Genomic DNA, 16,295 nt, shown 5'->3' on the forward strand with positions numbered 1-16,295 from the left:
TTTATGAGGATTAAGTTTGATAAAGTAAATAGTATATTAAGTAAAATTATTATAGTATTAGCAATTATATTTAATGTATATATATATGTGATATCAGAAAGTATAGAGGTGTTTTTTGCTACCTTAATATTTTCATTATTTATGATTTTTTCTTTTTTTATTTATAAAATAGTTTATAAAAAGCATATGGAGAATATATTTATACAACTATCTGACATGCTACAAACCATTATAGATATGAAGGATAAGGAAGTATTCTCAAGCATTGAAGATACCTTGTTTTCTAAGCTTCAATATCAAACTATAAAATTAACTACTATACTAAAGAATAAAAACAGTCAAATTGAAGAGGAAAGAAATGAAATTCAAAAATTGATTTCAGATATAGCACATCAACTAAAAACGCCATTAACTAATTTAAAAATGTATGGTGAGTTTTTACAGGATGAGTCATTAAGTAAAGAAGAAAGAAAAGAATTTTATGACATTGTTATGAGTTCTTTAAATAGGTTAAGCTTTTTGGTTGAAAGCATGATAAAAATGTCTAGACTGGAAAGTGGCGTAATAAATTTAAGGTACACTGTTAGCGAATTAAATGACACCCTATTAATGGCTATAAATGAGATTCAAAGCAAGGCAAAAGCTAAAAATATTGAAATAACATTAGATGAAGTTAATAAAGTTACAATTAATCATGATAAGAATTGGATAAAAGAAGGAATTTTTAATATTTTAGAAAATGCAGTTAAGTATAGTAGTGAAAATGGCAAAATAGATGTAAAGATTGAAAGCTATGAAATGTTTGTTAGAGTTGATATTAAAGATAATGGTATTGGAATAAAAGAAGATGACATGGCTAGAATATTTAGTAGGTTTTATAGAGGGGAAAATGTTGGGGATGCTGAAGGAATAGGAATTGGTTTATATTTAACTAGAGAAATAGTAATTAAACATGGTGGATATATTAAAGTGAAATCACATAATGAGGGCTCTATATTTTCTATCTTTTTACCCAATAAATAATTAATAAGGACTAAGTTAAATATCTTGGTCTTTTTTTAATGCATAGACCAGTTATAAAATTTCAATTAGATATAAGTCAAAGGTATTATTATAATTTCATATTAAAGAATATAAAATAAAGGATAGTAATTTTATAATTTCCTTACCTTAAGTAAGAAGGGAATAGATATTTATTTTTCTGTGACTTGGAGCTTGCGACGGAACACGAAAAATAGATATCTATGGACTATGCGACGGAACAAACAAAATAAATATCCACTCCACATTTTTTTATTTCTTGGGAAATTATGTATATAAAGTGGTAAAATTAAATATAATAACATAGTTTTTTAGCTGTAAAGAAATATTTAATATTGGAGGATTTATGAGAACAATAGATATTGTAATTATGTATGTAAAGGGCTATTTAACTAATGAATATTTAATACAGTGGGTACGTGAGCATGAGGAGGAATTAAGTAAAACTTATTATGGATTATATAATTATGGATATAAAGAAAAAAAGAAGTAAATTATGATGGACAAGAAGGAATGCAAGGTTAGAAGGGGTGGGAATTTATGATAAGTAGGAAAAAGAAAATAATAATAACCTTAATTACAATGTTTGTAGTAACTACAGCAACTGTTTTAGTTCTTAAAAAATTTAAGCCAGAGGTTGCAGAAAAGATTGAACCATTTGTGAATAAGATAGAGGTCCCAGAAGAATACTCAAGAGCTGATAGAAATAATAATGGGGTTCCAGATCCAATTGATATTTCAAATAATTTAGAAGAGCAGCTAGATTCAAATACAAAATATGTGGATGCCTATTATGTAGGGGGATATCCACCAGAGGATGAGGGAGTTTGTACTGATGTTATATGGAGAGCTTTTTCTTCAATAGATATAAACTTAAAGGGCTTAGTAGATAAGGATATTAAAAATAATATAGATGATTATTGGAGAATAGAGGATAAGGCAGATCCTCATATTGATTTTAGAAGAGTACCTAATTTAATGGTGTATTTTGATAAATATTGTGACACCTTAACGAGTGAAGTGATACCAGAGAATGTTGATAATTTAAAACAATGGCAGCCTGGAGATATTATTTTATTTCTTGAGCCTTATCAACATGTTGGCATGGTAACAAAAGAGAGAGATAGCGATGGGGTGCCTTTTGTAGTTCATAATTCTAGACCAAGCATAAAGAAGGGGAAATTAAGCTGGTTTAGCGATTATAAGTTATATCATTATAGGTGGAAGTACTAAAAGGGGGGGAGAAAATGAATAGATTTTCAAATTTATCAGAAGATGAAATTAAAGAGAAGTTCAGACAGTTTAGTGAAGAGCCTAGAGGACCAAAAGTAAGAAAATTTATCTATGATATTTTATTGAAAAATCCAATAAATAGGGAAGAGTTTGATTTTAAGAAAAACTTAAATTTAGATGTAGAGGAAATTAAGACTGCTAACAATTTGGGAAATAAAAATCAGAGCATAGCTTCAGACTTTTTTATTTATGGATTAGTGGCACATATTTTTGGCAATGAAAAAACTTATATAGAACTATTAAGTAGCGACGAGTTTCAAAATGGAATATTTGATACTGATATGAAGAAAAATGAGAAGTGGTGTAAAGAACTTACTAGGTTTTATAGTGTGATTGGATATAGTAGAGTTACTAAGAAAATACATGAAATTATGGTTTTTAAAAAATATGAAAAGCCTATCTATACTGTAGTAACAAGAGATAGAGAAGCTATGAGTAAAAATGAAATAAAAACCTTTAAATGGGATTATTGTAGTATGGATGAATCCATATATTCAGTATTATGTGATTTATACGTAACTAAAAGAGTAGGACGCTATTACAAAAAAAATGATGAGTTTTTGCTAAAGATGTATTATTCATTGTATCTTTACTTGACAGAGGATGAAAATAAGGAAGAATATAAAAAGTTAGCCTTAAATTATGCACAAAAAGCTATTGAAAGTGATTACTTTAATGTGGTTTTTGATTTCATAATGTTAGTAGATTTATCAATAACTTTTCCAGAGGTTTTTGGTGACATCATAGACAAGCCTCATAAAATAGTTAAAGCAGATGAAAGTCTTTTAGATTTTAATAAGGTAAAAGCAGTAACTACATTATCTAATGAGGAGAAAGATTTAATTAAAAACCTAAAGGATGAAGACATTAGAATTCTTATGGAAAAGCCTAAGAAATTAAAAAATAAGAAAGACTTTATAAACAACCTAGTGGTATTAAAGCATAATGCAGAAATTTATCTTTCTAAAAATAGAGAAAAGATAGAGAGGGCAGATGACTTTTCACAGTATTTATCAGAGTTAAATACTTTATTCTATATTCAATATGAGTTAAAAAATGATGATAAGCTTAAAGAAATATTAGAGGATTCAGAAAAGATAGCATTGCAATTTAGAGAATTTGTTGAGAAAAAAACAAGCGAATATGATGAGGATGAAGAAGAAATTGGTTTCCTTACATTAGGATATAGATTATTTGAGCTTGCTCTTATGTTTAGTTTAATGGAAGAGGATGGAAAGTCTAAATATTATTTTAAAGAAAGTTCTATATATCTTAAGGGGGAGGTAGAAGAAAAGTATTTTGAAACTCCAAGAGAAAGTGATGGATGTTCAAATAGTTTCCTGAAAAATGCCTATGCTCATATAATGACTGGAGATATAAATAACTTTAAAGCTGCTTTATATATAAATCCTGATATTGACTATATTGAAGATGATGAGGAACTTTTAGAATATGAGGTAACAGACCCAATGGTACTTTCAGTATATGAGGATACAAATATAAAAGAACTTCTTAAAACTGTAAAGGACATGTTAAGAGTGGACAAAGCCTACGGAAGAGAAGTAAGTAGACAAAAGGAAATATGTGAAGTATTAAATAAGATAGTAAAACTTGAAAAGTCTAAAGATAAAGAAAAAGCCAAAGAAGCAATAAACAAGAAACTAGATAAAGTATATAACTCAATAGCGTCAATAAATAGCTATCTTGAGGTGTATCCTATGTATTTAGGGCTAAAAAGTTTGTATAGTTAATTAAAATATTGTTTCAAGATATAAAGATAGCTAGTGAAACTATAAAAGTTTTACTAGCTATTCTTATATAAAATTATAAATTAATTATTTCATTTTTAATTATATTTTTAATTCTTTCATTAGTTGTTATAACCCTAGGAACTTTAATTTGATTTTTAGATACACCTTTATTTTGTAAAAACTCTTTTATTTTATAGAAAGTTTTTGGCTTTACAATTATTACTTTTAGATTTGCTAAACGATTATTACTTCTAAATCTTCCATAAGCTAAATTTGATTTTCTAAGTTCTTTATCTAATAATTGTTCAATTTTATTTTTTAGTGGTAAGGATGCTTGTTCTTGTATCTCTATATAGAAAACATATCTACCAGGAGAGCGTGTATTGTCAGCTAATGTAGTATAGTCTAATAAGCTTAAGTTCAAAGCTTTCATAGTATTTTTTATACTATTAGTTAGGTGATCCTCTGTTGTTTTTTCAGAAACCATATTTAATATTTGATTTCTTCTATAGAGAAATTCAATTTTAGGAGAATTATTATAATATCCAACTACTTTAACAACATCACCTAGTCTATATCTATAAAGTCCAGAATAATTTGTAAGAACAATTTCATATATTTCTCCAATCTTTACTTCATTAATGTTATAAGTTGAAGGTGATACTTCATTACAGTGTTCTAAAGGTATGAATTCAAAGAAAACTGTATCAGGTGTAACTACATAACTAATATTTTCAGCATAGGGATTTATGCCAATCATTCCTTCAGTTGCAGCATAGGCAGGTGAGTAAATAGGAATATAATCAGTATAGTAATTCACCTTATCATCATAAACTGAGAAATTTGCACCTGTTACTGTAGCTATATAAATAAGTTTTGGCCAAATTCTTTTACATATTCCTTGAAGTCCCTTTGAGAATTCCTTTTCTAAAAAATCAGCTCTAGCTGCATCAGGTTTTAATAGCTTGTTTAAATTTTCTTTAACTTTAGAGTCTATTTTTACTGAATAATTTATTGAGCCAGTTCTAATATCCTTAATTAGTTTCTTGTAATTATCTTCAAGAAATCTTAGAAGATCTAAAATGCTAGATATAAATACAGCACTTATATACATTAAGTTTTTCTCTTTTAAAGCAAATAATAGGTGAAGATATAAAGATGTTTCTCTATCCTTTATTTCCATAACTTCTATTGGGGAGGTGTACATTAGTGAAAGTATTGGTTTAATACTTTTCATTCCTCCTGAAGTGGCAGAACAAATAGGGGTACCTCCCTTGGTATAGGTAGTCATAACTATGTCAGAAATCATTAAGCCACGTCCATAAGTATATCCATATTTAAAGTTGTTATAAGAAAACTTAGGAACTAAAAGTGCCATATATTTAGCTGCAAATTTTTGAGATTTTTTTGTTACAGGAATTAATTTTTGACTTCCAGTAGTGCCAGAGGTGTGTCCAAAATAACTAATTGGATAGTTTACCAATATATTTTTTTCCCCATTAGCCATCTTATCAATATATTTTTCGTAATCTGTATAAGTTGTAATAGGTACAGTGTTTTTATACTCTTCAGCAGAGTGAATTTTTTTGAAGTTATATTTTAAGCCATATTCGCTTGAACTATTTAGAGATAGAATGTTAAGAAGGGTATTAGAATTAACCTTATCTGAGTTTTTAGTAAACTTATCAAAAGTATATTCAACCACTTTACCAGATATAATAAGTGTCTTATAAACTATTTTGTTTGATATTGTCATATTAATACATCCTATATTGTTTTATGTATCAATATATGAATATTAAAGAAAGATAGTGAATATAAATGTTACTTTAAAGAGCTAGGAGCTGATTTCTGTATTGCACAGGGGTCAGCTTTTTTACTGTCTAGTAAATTATCAAATTTCAATTGGCTATAACTCAAAGGTATTATTATAATTTCATATTAAAAAATACAAAATAAAGGATAGTAATTTTATAATTTCCTTACCTTTAGTATGCGTGGGGTGAATATTTGTTTCCATGTGACTTGGAGCTTGCGACGGAACAAGGGAAATAAATATCCGCCACACCTTTTTAATTGATTTACTTATATTTCACAAGTTATCTAAAGTGGCAGAAAACATAGAAAAACTATATTATAACAATAAAAACTTCAAATCGAAACAATAGGCATTTTTACATAAATAATTTATCTTTATTTTTTAATTATTTTATAGATAGAATAAATAATCTTTGTGTTGTATAATGGATTTATTGTTCAACAGATTAGTATTGGAAGTATAAGGAGATATGAAATGAACGTTATTATAGTTGGTGCAGGTAAAGTAGGCTATACTTTAGCTCAATATCTATCTATTGATGGGGATAATATAACTATTATAGATAAGAAAGATTGTGCTTTAGAGCATGTAAATAATAATCTTGATGTAATGTGTGTTAAAGGTAATGCAACTAGCTTAAAGGTTCTTGAAGAAGCTGGAGTTAGGGAGGCAGACTTATTAATATCTGTTACAGATAGTGATGAATTAAATATGCTTTGTTCACTTGCAGCAAAAAAATTAGGTGCTAAATATACAGTAGCGAGAGTAAGAAATCCAAGCTATGATGAAGAGATAACTCTTCTAACAGAAGCTGTTGGTATAGATTTAGTTATAAATCCAGAAAAGGCTGCAGCAATAGAAATAGCTAAACTTATTAAGTATCCATCAGTATGTAGTATAGATAATTTTTCTGATGGTAAGGTAAATTTAGTTGGATTTAAGGCTGAAGATACAGCTCTTGAAGGAAAGAAGATAAGCGAAATTCGCTTTATAAGAGGAAATGTACTTTTCTGCGGTGTGGAAAGAAATGATGAATTTATCATGCCAAAGGGAGACTATGTTTTTAACAAAGATGATAAGGTTTATGTAATAGGTGAGCACAAGGATATTCAAAACCTATTTAATAAGCTTGGGAAATATAAGAAAAAAGTTAAGAGAGCTATGATAGTTGGTGGAGGTAAGATTGCATATTACCTTGCTAAAATAGTAAATGAAGTTGGAGTTAAATGCAAGATAATAGAGAAGGATTTAGCTATTTGTGAAGAGCTTACTGAACTTTTACCAAACTCAATAATAATAAATGGGGATGGTATGGATGAGGAGCTTTTATTATCTGAAAATCTTTTAGAAGTTGAAAGTTTCATTACTTTAACAGGAAGAGATGAGGATAATATAATAGCTTCTATTTTAGCTTACAATAAGTCTGTAAGTAATGTAATTACTAAAATTACAAGAGATAATTATAGAGATATTGGAAAAGCTGTAGGAATAAATACTATGGTAAATCCAAAGTCAGTTACTGCCTATAAAATATTGAGATATGCAAGATCTTTAAAGAATAAGAAAAAGAGTTTTATAGAGAATATATATAGAATTTGTAATGATAAAGCTGAAGCTGTAGAGTTTATAATTGGCAATGATACAACTAATATAGGTGAAAAATTTAAAGATTTGGAGTTTAATGAAAATGCATTAGTAGTAACAATTGTTAGAAACAATAAGATTATAATTCCAACTGGTGATGATTGCCTAAAGGTAAATGATAGAGTAATTATTGTGTCTAAAGATAAGAAGTTATTACAAGTTGATGATATATTTTATAGGTGGTAGTCAAAATGAATTATAGAATGATGTTAAGATTTATTGGGAATGTACTATTATATGAATTATTGCTTATGATAATTCCACTTGGTGTAGCCTTATATTATGGAGATGGGGATGCTAGGGCATTTCTTTTTACTATAATTTTAATGTTACCTTTAGCCTTGATATTACGTTGTGTTAAGGTTAGGGATAAAGAAATGTATGAGAAGGAAGGATTCCTTACAGTAGGATTATCATGGATTGTAATAGCAGCTTTTGGAGCACTACCATTTGTTATAAGTGGTGCAATACCATCTTTTGTAGATTCATTTTTTGAAACAGTATCAGGTTTTACAACTACAGGAGCAACAATACTTACAGAGATTGAGTCTTTGCCTAGAGGAATATTATTTTGGAGAAGTTTTACCCACTGGATAGGTGGAATGGGATTCTTAATATTTATTTTAGCAATAGCACCTTCTTTAGGTTCTAATACAATATATTTATTAAGGGCAGAAAGTCCAGGACCTAATCCAGGTAAAATAGTTCCAAGGTTAAAAGAAACCGCAAAGATATTGTACATAATATATTTTGTATTAACTATAATACAAACAGTACTGTTAATGGTTGCAGGGCTTTCCTTTTATGATGCTATAATTCATGCTTTAGGAACAGCTGGAACAGGAGGATTCTCCAATATGAATTCAAGTGTTGCAGCCTTTAACAATCCAGCTGTTGAGTGGATAATTACAATATTTATGATACTATTTGGAGTGAATTTTGCTTTATATTTCCAAGCTTTAAGGGGAAGTATTAAAAGTTTCTTTAAAAGTGAAGAATTAAGGTATTATTTATTAATGATTGGATTTGCAATAGTATTTATTACTATTAATATATTAGGATTTAATGGTGGTAGAATAGGAGAGTCAATTAGGCAATCATCTTTCCAAGTAGCTTCTATAATTACAACTACTGGTTATGCTACAGTAGATTTTAATTTATGGCCCACTTTAAGTAAGATGATTATATTAATTCTTATGATATCAGGGGCTATGGCTGGGTCTACAGGTGGTGGAGTAAAAACTACTAGAATAGTAATAATGCTAAAAAGCATAAGGCGTGCAATAGATAAGATACTTCATCCAAAGATAGTGAAAAGTGTGAAAATGGATGGTAAAGTTGTAGATGAAGAAATAATATCAGGTGTGTTTTTGTTTTTAGGAGCCTATGCTGTAATAGCACTTATTGGAATGATAATTGTTTCCTTTGATGGTTTTGATTTAATTACAACATCAACGGCTGTATTAACTTCAATAAGTAATGTAGGGCCAGGCTTTGAGATGGTTGGACCTACAGGGAATTTTTCAGCATTTTCAGATTTAAGTAAACTTGTATTATCATTTTGTATGCTTGCTGGTAGATTAGAAATTTATCCAATGCTTATTATGTTTAGTAAATCTATTTGGAAGAGAACCTATTAGTAGAGAAAGAGCATATGACTTTAGTGAAAAAGTCATATGCTCTTTATATTTTTATTTAGGACAAGTATACCTTGATATATCCTTACTATGTTTACCATATTCAATAGCCTCTTTTGGACATCGACAAATACATGCCATACAATGAGTACAATTTTCTCCCCAATTTGGTTTCCCATTTTGAAGTTTAATATTTCCCAATGGACAGATATTTTCACATTTTCCACATGAAATACAATCCTCTGTTACATAGAATTTTTTTGAATGAACAAACATTGGATAAAAAATTGTATTTATAAAACTACTGTTAAGTTTATCCTTAAATGTTATTTCAGGTTCTGGAAATGATAGATCACTTCTAATGTATTCTATTGTATTTAATATGCTTTGTTGGGCTTGTTCTATTATTTTAAGGGCTTCATTTTTATCAGGTGTCTTGAAAAGTGCAATATAATTTTCAGGCATTATTATAGAAGTACATCCCTTATAATTCATCCCTTTATCTAGGCATAGTTTATTTAAATATTTACCTGAATCACCATTAGAGCCTCCACAGGTCATTACAAAATAAATATCCTTATTTCCATGTAGTTCTGTTTTTATTAGCCATTCATGTACAATGCGAGGAATACGCCAAGCATAAGTTGGTACAACGATAATCCATGGGTTATGAGAGGTTAAAGAAGAATAATCATTATTTCGGATTTTTTTAAATAGGTTTAATGATTCACTCTTAATCTCTTTTTCAATTCTTTTAGCTACATATTCACTGTTACCCGTACCTGAAAAATACAAAATCATAAATTTAAATCCTCCCTTAGGAATTGTTATTATTAATGTTTGCTACCAATTATAGCAGATAAAATAAAAAAAATAGTATTGGTAAAGAGATTCTTTACCAATGAAATTTTAAGAAATTTAAATGATATAATAGTTTAAACCTATAAACGAAAGGGGAATGAATATATTATGAAAGAACAACACATAATTGAAGTTAATAAGGATATTTGTATTGGGTGTGGCCTTTGCGAAAATGATTGTCCAGTAAATAATATAACTATTAAAGATAAAAAGTCTGTAATTAAAAATCAAGACTGTATAAAGTGCGGTCATTGTTCAGCAATATGTCCAACAGCAGCTATTACCCTAACAGGATTTGATGATGAGCCAATTGAAATTAAGAATGAAACTACTGTAGATTCAAATGAATTATTAATGGCAATTAAATCTAGAAGAACTATTCGTAAGTTTAAAAATAAAGAAGTTCATTCAGAAATTATACAGCAAATTATTGAGGCAGGGAGATTTACACCTAGTGCTAAAAATTCACAAGATGTATCATATATTGTTTTAGATGAGAACAAGAGTAAATATGAGGAAATAGCAGTGAAGTTTTTTAGAAGAATAAAACCTATTGTAAGTCTTTTTATGAAAAGTGCAAAAGAAGTTACAATTGATGAAAATTTCTTTTTCAAAGGGGCTCCTGTTGCAATAATGCTATTAACTAAAGATAAGATTAGTGGTTCACTTGCAGCTTCAAATATGGCATTAATGTCTGAGTCCTATGGCTTGGGTGTATTATATAGTGGATTTTTTACAACTGTAGCAAATAATTCGAGGAAATTAAGAAAAAGTTTAAATTTAAAGCACAATGATTATGTGGTTACAACCTTAGTTCTTGGATATCCAGACGTGAAATACAGACGTACTGCACAAAAAGAGAGGGCTAATGTAAGATACTTATAAGCGTGAGGTGGTTTTATGGAAAAAGAATGTAGGGAAAGATTAGATGATATAGCATCAAAGTTTAAAATATGCCGTAAGGCCATTTCTGCCATAGGTGATGAAACAAGACAGTTAATTTTACTTGCACTACTAGAAAGTGATTTTAATGGAATTCGAGTGGGAGAACTTACAGAGAAAACACATCTTTCACGCCCAGCTGTATCTCATCATCTTAAAATACTTAAAGAAGCAGAAATTGTGAATGTACGACGAGAAGGAACAAAAAACTTTTATTATCTTGATTCGAAGAAATCACAATGGGAAAACTTAACAGAGCTAATGAATCTTATATTTGAGGGAATACAGCATATTAGTGAAGATGATAGTAGAAAAGAGGAGTAAATTAAAAGAGCATATGACTTTAGTTAAAAAGTCATATGCTCTTTATATTACAATTCTTTAGCAAGAGCATATCCTGCGTGGATAGCGTCTTGTATTGTTCCAACACTATTTGCATCTCCAATAGTGTGATAGGTTATTTTAAGTTCATTTAAGGTGTCAGCTAATGCTTTGTCTGGACGATAACCTACTGCAAAGATAAGTGTATCAGCATCAGAAATGCAGTGAGTTTCACCATTTATGCTGTAGTAGATTTTATCTTCTTCTACCTTTTCAACCTTAGCGTTACAAATTAGTTCTATTCCTTTTTTCATCATACGTTGTACAAGTAAGCTTCTACCTGGACCTGATTCAGTAGCCATAACTTCTGGAGCCATTTCAATTACAGTAACTTTTCTATCTCTAGGTAGACGGTCATAAACTAGAGGTGCTAGATAATCTGCAGTTTCACAGCCTACAGAGCCACCACCAATAACCACAATTCTACGGCCAGGGAAGGCTTTTCCACCTAGAATATCATCAGCAGTTGCCCAATGTTTAAATGTTGTAAATGGCTGTATAACAACAGGGGAAGCACCATTGCTCATAACCACTTCATAATCAGCAAATTCATTTTGTAACATATCTTTATTAACTTCACAGTTTAAATGAATTTCAACTCCAGCTTCTTCAAGCTTTCTAACCATATATTGTGTAACCTTTGCAAGATCTTGTTTAGCAATTGGTACAGAAGCTAACTTCATAAGTCCACCAAGCTCTTCATTTTTATCACAAAGAACTACATCATGACCTCTTTTCTTTGCAACATAAGCTGCTTCCATACCAGCAGGTCCACCACCAATAACAAGTATTTTTTTCTTTGTGTTTGATGGTTTAATAGTATCTTCATTTTCAATTTCAAGAGAAGGGTTGATTGTACAAGCAACACGCTTTCCAAACATAATACCATTTAAGCAACGAAGACAACCTATGCATGGACGTATATCCTTGTCCATACCTTTTTCAGCCTTATTAGCAAATTCAGGATCACATAAATTAGCTCTTCCAATCATGCATATATCTGCCTTACCATTAGCAATTAACTCATCAGCAATCCAAGGCTCAGTTATTCTTCCAACAGTAGCTATTGGAATTGATGTGTGTTTCTTAATTTCTTCTGCTAGTTTAGCATGAGAACCTTGTTTTGTACCAGGTGCTGGTATTGAACTACCACGCATTATAGTAGTACCTCCAGATACATGAATCATATCAGATCCAGCTTTCTCTAACTGTTTGGCAATATATATTCCATCGTTAAGGTTTAACCCTCCATCACAGTATTCATCACCAGAAATTCTTACATCAATAATGAAGTCTTTTCCACAAATTTTACGAACTTCTTCAATAACTTCTAGGGTTAATTTTAAACGGCCATTGATATCACCGCCATACTCATCAGTTCTTTTATTATATAGTGGAGATAGGAAACCTCCTAGTAAACCATGGGCATGAGCAGCGTGAATTTCAACACCATCTCCACCAGCTTTTTTAATTCTTAAAGCTGCTTCACCAAACTGTTTTATGATAACCTTTAACTCTGGTATAGTTACTGGTCTTGGTGCTTCCTTTGCATATGCAGGTCCAACATTTGATGGTGCAATTAAACGTGGAGTTCCTGGAATAGGAAAAGCCATATAAGCAGGGTGGAATAATTGAGGAAGAATTTTTGCACCATACTTATGTACTGCATCAGTAAGCTTCTTCCAACCTGGAATATAGGAATCATCACATATGGACATATCTCCAGGTAGATATGTATAAACAGGTTCAACAGTAGTTACTTCAGTGACAATAAGACCAACGCCACCTTTTGCTCTTGCAGCGTAATGTTCAACTAAAGTATCTGTTACATAACCCTTATCTGCTAGATTTGTAGATATTGGTGGCATAAAAATACGGTTTTTAACTGTTGTTTCACCAATTTTAATAGGTGAAAATAAATGACTATATTTTTGCATAGTATCATCTCCTTTTCTTTGATGGTACCATATTGCTTAACCAGTATCCTTGTCCTAGATTGATGTTAAAGGTTAAAATATGTCATTATATTTTTAGATTAAGGCAAAAAACTGCCTATAATATAAAGCCATAAGGTGGATTAAAAATCATTAGTTTTAAACACTAGCAATATCTATAACAATCTCATCATTGCAATGGGATATAGTACTATTCACATATTTATCACATTGAATGGAACAAATGATATGTTTTTCTTCAACTTTGATTTTTACACCAGCATCCTCATAAATGGTGTTTTCAATACCTTCTAACAGAGGCTGAAGTAGCTGTTTTTGGTTATTATCTAAAGACATTAGCTGTTCTTTCTTATCATCATTAATCTTCATATTATTGATGAACTTTTTACGATAATGGCTAGGAACAATTCCATAAAGTTCTTTGAAAGCTTTAGTATAAGCTTTAGAATTTGGCATTCCACAGTCTGCAGCAATTTGCTCAATAGATTTTTTTCCTTCTAATAAATCTTCTATAGATTCACGAATTCTTACTAATGCAACATATTTTACAAATAAAATACCTGTATACCTTTTAAATAGCTTTGAGGTATAAGAAACACTAAACATTAGAGTGTTTGCCACATCAGTTAAACGCAAATCTTCCTTATAATGCTTGTCTATGTACTGAATAGCCTTCATATAATTTTCTCTATGAATAGATTGAGTAGGCAAGCGTTCAATAGGATATTGCATGTGATTAGAAGTTGTATAAATTATCTCCATCATACTTGTATTTAGTTCAAATAAATTATTGCTATCACTTAATAGAATTCTAAATAACTTACCTATTTGAATTTTTAATTTTTTTAATAAATGTAAGTTTTTCTTGTTGGTACAAACAATTGATTCATAGGCTTGTCCTATTTCTCCTACCATTGCTGGGGGAAATAAAGAAAAATCAATATGTATGGTTAATATTACATTCTCTTCGTTAGAATGTTGGCGAATTATATGAATATCATTAGGTGCAATGATTACTAGTTCATGTTCCTTAATTATATGAGAGAAATTTTCTGTAATAACCTCATATTCTCCCTTTAAAACATAGGTTATTTCTAGACTGTTATGACGAGAAAATATTTCTCTACTAAAACTATTAATACTTAAGCTTAAGGGATAGCCAAATCTTTGGCCTGAAAAGTCATAATAATATTTCATATTTTGCATAAAAAACCTCCATTTATCTTGGTGTAGATTTAATGTGTTTTATCTTTAGGTGTTAAAATATAATAATATAATAGAATGTTTTACAATAATAAACAAGTTTTTCCTCTTAAATATGTAAATTCATAAGGTGTATCTTCACAGTAGATTAATTCACATGCTAAAATAGAAGGAATAGAATGAATTTAGGTGAGGATGTGTTTAAATAAGTATGCAAAAATATGATCAAGAAAATCCAAAGCTTATTAATTCTATGGTATGTACTATAGATATATTAGGATTTTCACAAATGATAGTAGACTCTTGTAGTAAGGGATATGGAAATAAACTTCTCAATGAGATTAGCTCTCTTATAAATAAGAACAAGCAGTGTATAATTCCAAATAAGTATAGTCAGGGGAAGATAAAAATATATACTGATAATATGATTGTTGGATACCCTATAAAAGATGATGGGGAAGAAGAATTAGATGAAATACTTGATAATGTATCAGAATATCAATTTAACTTGGCACTAGAAGGTCTCTTTGTTAGAGGAGGAGTAAGTGTTGGTGAATTTTACATAAATGAAGATATTGTTTTTGGTCCAGCTCTTTTGGATGCACATAATACTGAGAGTAATTTAGCTTGCTATCCAAGAATTGTATTAGATGATAATACGGTGGGCAGATTACAAAAATATATAAATAATTATGATGATGTTGCTCCACAACATAAGAAAATACTTATTGGTAGTGATGGACAGTGGTTTTTAAATTATTTAAATACTATATTTAAATATTATACAGAATGTAATAATGAATATGAGTTTGAAAAAGTACAAATAGAATTACTTCTTAAACATAAAGCTAAAATTGAAGAAATGCTAAGCTTCAGTAAAAAGAATATAAGAACATGGGACAAGTATGTATGGACAGCTAATTACCATAATTACTTCTGTGATTTAAATTTTCCAAAAGAGAAGCAGTTAAGGATATCAAGAAAGAGTTTACTTTCATGGCCTAGAGAAATTTCAAATAATGATTTTTAATATATAAGAATATTTATATTATTTCAATAAATGTCTTGTAATAATATTAAAGCTGTGTTATTATAAGAGAGTAGCAAAAAGCTAACAAAAAAGTTTCATTTAGGTAAATAGTTTCTTAAAAATTAGAGATTATATATCGATTTAGAATCTTTAATTTTAGGAGGAATATTTATGACAGATAAGACATTAGTATGTAGAGATTGTGGAAGTGAATTCGTATTTTCAGTAGGAGAACAAGAATTCTACCAAGAAAAAGGATTTACAAATGAGCCTACAAGATGTATCGCTTGTAGAAGAGCTAAGAAAGAACAAAATAGAAGATAATTTTAGATTGTTAGAGGTTGTAGTTTAAACTACAACCTTTTTTGCTGTCTAGAAAAATATAAAATTTTAATTTTTTTATAAATCAAAGGTATTATTACAATTTCATATTAAAAGATATAAATAAATAGCCGCTCTACTTTTTTGTATTATAGTATTCCCTCAAGAATAAAAAAATTATATTGACAAATTATTTTTGGTAAATTATACTTTTTTTAAATTAATAATAATAAATTATTATTAATAATTAGGATTTAAAAGGGATATATATAATATAAATAATTATTTATAATTAATAAAAGGGAAGGAGGGGCGACTTTTAGTTTAACTAATAAGTATAATCTCTTTTAAGGAATTAATCGTAAGTTTAAGTTAATTATAGAGAACTTATTAATAGCTGTAATCTACGCTTAAAGA

Annotated in this window: 14 protein-coding genes; 10 read left to right on the forward strand and 4 right to left on the reverse strand. The window is 29.3% G+C overall.

What is annotated here, in order from left to right; translation table 11 throughout:
• Nucleotides 1-3 precede the first annotated feature (3 nt).
• The 4 genes from DR024_RS09820 to DR024_RS09830 all read left to right on the forward strand — a co-directional run bounded on the left by DR024_RS09820 (nucleotide 4) and on the right by DR024_RS09830 (nucleotide 4,085).
• Nucleotides 4-1,023 carry a sensor histidine kinase gene (locus DR024_RS09820; protein ID WP_111918648.1) on the forward strand — a complete coding sequence of 340 codons (1,020 nt, stop codon included), beginning with the start codon at nucleotides 4-6 and terminating at the stop codon, nucleotides 1,021-1,023.
• Between the two features lie 364 nt (nucleotides 1,024-1,387).
• A complete protein-coding gene (locus DR024_RS17715; RefSeq protein WP_156333954.1) occupies nucleotides 1,388-1,534 on the forward strand; it encodes a hypothetical protein in 147 nt (48 codons plus the stop codon).
• A gap of 47 nt (nucleotides 1,535-1,581) precedes the next feature.
• Nucleotides 1,582-2,274, forward strand: a complete 693-nt coding sequence (locus tag DR024_RS09825; RefSeq protein WP_111918650.1) for a DUF1287 domain-containing protein — start codon at nucleotides 1,582-1,584, stop codon at nucleotides 2,272-2,274.
• Between the two features lie 14 nt (nucleotides 2,275-2,288).
• Entirely contained in the window at nucleotides 2,289-4,085 is a 1,797-nt protein-coding gene (locus DR024_RS09830; RefSeq protein WP_111918652.1) for a hypothetical protein, read from the forward strand.
• Between the two features lie 73 nt (nucleotides 4,086-4,158).
• Here the strand turns inward: DR024_RS09830 and DR024_RS09835 are convergent, their stop codons facing one another.
• On the reverse strand, nucleotides 4,159-5,841 hold the full coding sequence (locus DR024_RS09835; protein WP_111918654.1) for a GH3 auxin-responsive promoter family protein: 1,683 nt from the start codon (nucleotides 5,839-5,841) through the stop codon (nucleotides 4,159-4,161).
• A gap of 537 nt (nucleotides 5,842-6,378) precedes the next feature.
• On the opposite strand from DR024_RS09835, the gene trkA reads away from it, so the two are divergent.
• Together trkA and DR024_RS09845 are read left to right on the forward strand one after the other, a co-directional pair.
• On the forward strand, nucleotides 6,379-7,734 hold the full coding sequence (gene trkA / locus DR024_RS09840) for a Trk system potassium transporter TrkA (protein WP_027099051.1): 1,356 nt from the start codon (nucleotides 6,379-6,381) through the stop codon (nucleotides 7,732-7,734).
• Between the two features lie 5 nt (nucleotides 7,735-7,739).
• Nucleotides 7,740-9,188, forward strand: coding sequence for a TrkH family potassium uptake protein (locus DR024_RS09845; RefSeq protein WP_055183701.1), 1,449 nt, complete (start codon nucleotides 7,740-7,742; stop codon nucleotides 9,186-9,188).
• A 51-nt stretch (nucleotides 9,189-9,239) separates the two neighbouring features.
• On the opposite strand, the gene DR024_RS09850 is transcribed toward DR024_RS09845, so the two are convergent.
• Nucleotides 9,240-9,986 carry an EFR1 family ferrodoxin gene (locus DR024_RS09850; RefSeq protein WP_111918656.1) on the reverse strand — a complete coding sequence of 249 codons (747 nt, stop codon included), beginning with the start codon at nucleotides 9,984-9,986 and terminating at the stop codon, nucleotides 9,240-9,242.
• A gap of 168 nt (nucleotides 9,987-10,154) precedes the next feature.
• Between DR024_RS09850 and DR024_RS09855 the strand changes: the two genes are divergently transcribed.
• Both DR024_RS09855 and DR024_RS09860 read left to right on the forward strand, forming a co-directional pair.
• Nucleotides 10,155-10,931: a nitroreductase family protein gene (locus DR024_RS09855; protein WP_111918658.1), complete on the forward strand. Its 777-nt coding sequence runs from the start codon at nucleotides 10,155-10,157 to the stop codon at nucleotides 10,929-10,931.
• Between the two features lie 15 nt (nucleotides 10,932-10,946).
• Nucleotides 10,947-11,312: an ArsR/SmtB family transcription factor gene (locus DR024_RS09860; RefSeq protein ID WP_111918660.1), complete on the forward strand. Its 366-nt coding sequence runs from the start codon at nucleotides 10,947-10,949 to the stop codon at nucleotides 11,310-11,312.
• A 47-nt stretch (nucleotides 11,313-11,359) separates the two neighbouring features.
• Here DR024_RS09860 and DR024_RS09865 read toward each other — a convergent pair whose 3' ends face one another.
• Both DR024_RS09865 and DR024_RS09870 read right to left on the reverse strand, forming a co-directional pair.
• The gene (locus DR024_RS09865; RefSeq protein WP_111918662.1) at nucleotides 11,360-13,306 is read right to left on the reverse strand and encodes an oxidoreductase; all 1,947 of its coding nucleotides are present in this window, start codon (nucleotides 13,304-13,306) and stop codon (nucleotides 11,360-11,362) included.
• A gap of 156 nt (nucleotides 13,307-13,462) precedes the next feature.
• Nucleotides 13,463-14,530, reverse strand: a complete 1,068-nt coding sequence (locus DR024_RS09870; RefSeq protein ID WP_027099046.1) for a helix-turn-helix transcriptional regulator — start codon at nucleotides 14,528-14,530, stop codon at nucleotides 13,463-13,465.
• A gap of 208 nt (nucleotides 14,531-14,738) precedes the next feature.
• Between DR024_RS09870 and DR024_RS09875 the strand changes: the two genes are divergently transcribed.
• Both DR024_RS09875 and DR024_RS09880 read left to right on the forward strand, forming a co-directional pair.
• Nucleotides 14,739-15,557 (forward strand): hypothetical protein, encoded by an 819-nt coding sequence (locus tag DR024_RS09875; RefSeq protein ID WP_242983102.1) that lies wholly within the window; start codon nucleotides 14,739-14,741, stop codon nucleotides 15,555-15,557.
• 171 nt (nucleotides 15,558-15,728) lie between these two features.
• Nucleotides 15,729-15,881, forward strand: coding sequence for a zinc-ribbon domain-containing protein (locus DR024_RS09880; protein ID WP_027099044.1), 153 nt, complete (start codon nucleotides 15,729-15,731; stop codon nucleotides 15,879-15,881).
• Nucleotides 15,882-16,295 lie beyond the last annotated feature (414 nt).

The sequence above is a fragment of the Clostridium paraputrificum genome, assembly GCF_900447045.1.
GTDB classification, from domain to species: Bacteria; Bacillota; Clostridia; order Clostridiales; family Clostridiaceae; genus Clostridium; species Clostridium paraputrificum.